The following is a 3,596-nucleotide window of genomic DNA, read 5'->3' as shown; positions in this document are numbered from 1 at the left end:
CAAATCAGTAGGTTGGCTTTTAGATTTTTTTGGCAAACTACGGATAATGTCTTTGCCGCGCCAATTAACGCCTACTACAGTTCCTACTTTTCCTGAGAATCCACCAAGGATTCCTTTTTTAATTTCTGCCATAATTGCAAGTTTTTATTGTTAATATTCATAAAGTTAGCAACAGAAACAACACCATTTACAAAAACACAATTTTGTGCCCGCATTTGCCCTGCTCTGCCCGCATTTGTCCACTTTTGTCCAGTTGCTTTTTACACAATAATAGTAATATAACAAAATAAAAACCTCGCTAACCTCCTATTTATAAGAGCTAGAGAGAAGTTGAATTTTTGGTCAATTTTGGTCTTGTTCGACCATTGTTCGACCATTGTTCGACGAATCTTCGGAAAAACGGCATTCTCGTCGAAGAACGGTCGAAGAAAACACGAACAAAAGTGGGAGGAAATTGAAATTGTAAAAATAAAATGATGCAAGAATACTTTGTTTCGCTATCCATACATTCATTATTACATTCTACATCAAATTACTTCGTGATACATGAATTTTGTTTTTATAAGTATCTTATTTACAAAAAAATAATTATATTTGCTTCTAATTTTACGAAATGCGGATATAGTTGATTTTTTACGAAACAAAAGCTAGATCAGTTTCGTGAAAAAACAATGTTAGGCGTAATTTTAAAACGACCGACAGTAACAAGACAAAAAAAGAATATGATAACAATCGACAACTATTTAGACAGCCATTACATACACCGAAGCAACTGGTTGAGAGCTGCTGTTCTTGGTGCAAATGACGGAATAATTTCTATTTCCAGTCTTGCCATTGGAATTGCGGCTGCAAGTTCGACTAGAGAACCTATTGTATTGGCAACAGTCGCAGGACTTGTTGCGGGTGCTTTATCTATGGCGGCAGGCGAGTATGTTTCGGTAAGTTCGCAAACCGACACTGAAAAGGCAGACATTGAAAGAGAGATTAAGGAACTAAAAGAAATGCCAGAAGAAGAACTTAATATTTTGGCTCAAATCTATGAGAAACGTGGACTAAAAAAAGAAACCGCAAGACAAGTGGCAATTGAATTGACAGAAAAAGACGCTTTGGCAACACACATTAGAGATGAATTAGGCATCAACGAAATAAGTCAAGCAAATCCAATACAAGCGGCTTTAGCATCAGGAGCATCTTTTACAGTTGGTGGCGTATTGCCGCTTTTAGTTGTTCTTTTTGCACCAGTGAAAGGAATGGAATATTGGTTATATGGCTTCACGATAATTTTTCTCGTTATTTTAGGAGCGACATCTGCAAAAACAGGTGGTTCAAGCATTAAAAAAGCTATCTTGCGAATTACCATTTGGGGAACAATTGCAATGGTACTTTCTGCGTTAGTTGGTTACCTTTTTGGAGTAAATATTTAATTTTTAAAAAACATAATAATATGAACGGAGCACATTGGCATTTAGTGGTAAATCATTTACCAATCATTTTCCCTATTGTTGGGGTAATCGTAATGATTACAGGTCTTATTTCAAAATCAGAAGCTGTAAAACGAACGGCATTTATGATTTTTGTTTTCGGTGCATTAGCCGCAATAGCAGCTATGAATACAGGAGAAGGAGCAGAAGAAGTAGTAGAAAATATAAATGGAGTTTCGGAAAACTTCATAGAAAGCCACGAAGAAGCAGCAGAAACATTCGCTATTCTATCTTATATACTAGGTGGCATTTCTTTGCTTGGACTTTGGGCGAGTTTTAAACAAAAATCTTTTTCTTCAATAATTTCAATTGCAACATTGATTTTTGCATTTGTGGTATTATTCTTTGCTAAACAGACAGGTACAACTGGCGGTGAAATTAGACACACAGAAATTCGAAGCGGCAATAATATTCCAGCATCAGAAAACAAAAACGCTGAAGAAGACCAAGACGATTAGGATGATAAAGACAGAAAAAGAAGGGCTACTTCAACTATTAAAAATTGCAACACCGTTTATTTTAATTACAACGGTTTACACAATTCTTGTTCTTGGACTTGAAGAGTATTTCGGTGACCACATTTACAAGATATCTGGACAAATTGGTTCTGTATTTGGACTTGCGGTCGCTTTTTTCTTGGGTTTCAGAATGAATTCGGCTTATGACAGATGGTGGGAAGCAAGAAAAATATTTGGTGAATTGACTAACAATACACGAAGTTTTGTTGCTAAAATTTATGCCTATTATGGCAATGAAGAGAATTTTAAAGATACAACAAAAACCGATTTTAAAGTTGAAGCCCTCAAATTAATTGAATTGAGCATTTTATACATTCGTCAATTAAAAAATGAAATGCACCATAATTTCAAGCCAATTTTTAATGAGCAAACAATTGCAATTCTAAACGAGTTTAAAATAAATACCGAAAACAAAATCTCAAACGAAATATTGGTTGCAATCACAAAGCGAATTGAAGACAATTTTACTTCAAAAGCAAACATTGAAAAAGGAGATTTAATGCAACATATCAATCGGTTTTATGACATTCAAGGAAAAGCTGAAAGAATAAAGAACACACCTTTTTTGATGATTTACAGTGCATTTACCAAAATAATTGTGAGCTTTTATGTCATACTTATTCCATTATTTATTGGCGACATTGACTTGGGTGGCGAAGACAGTGGATTTGAGTTTTTGGCTATTCCAATAATGGTAATTATTAGTACAGCATTTTTGACAATTAATAAGTTAGCTAACTTATTTGGCGAACCGTTTTCTGAAAATAAAAAGACTTCTGTAACAATAGATGAAATTTGCAAAACAATAGAACAAAATTGTAACGAAGTAAAAGACAAACTGAAATAAAAAACTACGCCTAACAGCAGTTTGGCAAAATGGCGGGTTCAGTGCTAAATTCAACGGCAGTTCTTCGATTGAACTTTTGTACAAAACTGAACATTTGTGCTTCGATTTCCGCCACTTCGCCAAGCTGCAAACCGTTAGCAGAAATTGTTCACAAAATGACTTCAAAAAAGAAGAATATATTAGTAAAAACCCTATCAATCTTTGGAATTATTCCTGCTATATATTTATTGGGTATTAGTTTAATATTCTTACCAAGTTTATTCTCAGATTTACTTAAAAAACCAACGAGTGAAGACTTAACTATGATTATACTTATACTTTTTGGTATTTGTGGATTTGCAGGATTAACACTGCAATTAATAGCTAATCTTCAGAAGAAAATCAAATTGAAGATTTTATTACTAAGTTTAAGTTTGATTGGTTACTTTGGCTTCTTTACATTTATTAACGGAATGCAATCCTGGATTAATATTTATGAAAGTATTAAGAATTTTAAAGAAAATTATCTCGAACTTTATTTTGCAATCGCTCCAGTAATTATAACAATTATTTTGATTGGAATAAATCTTAAAATCAATAGAAATAACAACTTCTGCTAACATCGGTAACTGTTGCACAACTCCAATTTACAGTAAAAAACAGAATATATGACCTCGTTTAAGCCTTTTTAAGCGAGGTTTATTTTTAGAAAAATATATTAATGTAAAATTAGGTTTGCTTAAAAACTCTCTTTTTAAGGAGTGAAGGAGT

The 3,596-nt window shown here is 33.3% G+C and carries 4 protein-coding genes and 1 pseudogene; 4 read left to right on the top strand and 1 reads right to left on the bottom strand.

Annotated features, from left to right (window positions below; translation table 11 throughout):
• Positions 1-132: pseudogene (locus B4E59_RS14710) on the bottom strand (DUF6266 family protein); the annotation flags it as partial.
• Positions 133-722: 590 nt separating this feature from the next.
• Here B4E59_RS14710 and B4E59_RS01030 point away from each other — a divergent pair.
• From B4E59_RS01030 to B4E59_RS01015, 4 genes are read left to right on the top strand one after another with little or no spacing between them, the layout of a single operon-like run.
• Entirely contained in the window at positions 723-1,424 is a 702-nt protein-coding gene (locus B4E59_RS01030; RefSeq protein WP_032132848.1) for a VIT1/CCC1 transporter family protein, read from the top strand.
• Between the two features lie 20 nt (positions 1,425-1,444).
• Complete coding sequence (locus B4E59_RS01025) at positions 1,445-1,939, top strand: DUF2231 domain-containing protein (protein WP_032132841.1); 495 nt, start codon at positions 1,445-1,447, stop codon at positions 1,937-1,939.
• 1 nt (position 1,940) lies between these two features.
• Positions 1,941-2,846, top strand: a complete 906-nt coding sequence (locus tag B4E59_RS01020; protein WP_291050790.1) for a bestrophin family protein — start codon at positions 1,941-1,943, stop codon at positions 2,844-2,846.
• A 29-nt stretch (positions 2,847-2,875) separates the two neighbouring features.
• Positions 2,876-3,445, top strand: a complete 570-nt coding sequence (locus B4E59_RS01015; RefSeq protein ID WP_291050787.1) for a hypothetical protein — start codon at positions 2,876-2,878, stop codon at positions 3,443-3,445.
• Positions 3,446-3,596 lie beyond the last annotated feature (151 nt).

It is taken from the genome of Empedobacter sp. UBA2044, from assembly GCF_002333005.1.
Taxonomy (GTDB): Bacteria; Bacteroidota; Bacteroidia; order Flavobacteriales; family Weeksellaceae; genus Empedobacter; species Empedobacter falsenii_B.
This window is presented reverse-complemented; position numbering and strand designations above follow the sequence as displayed.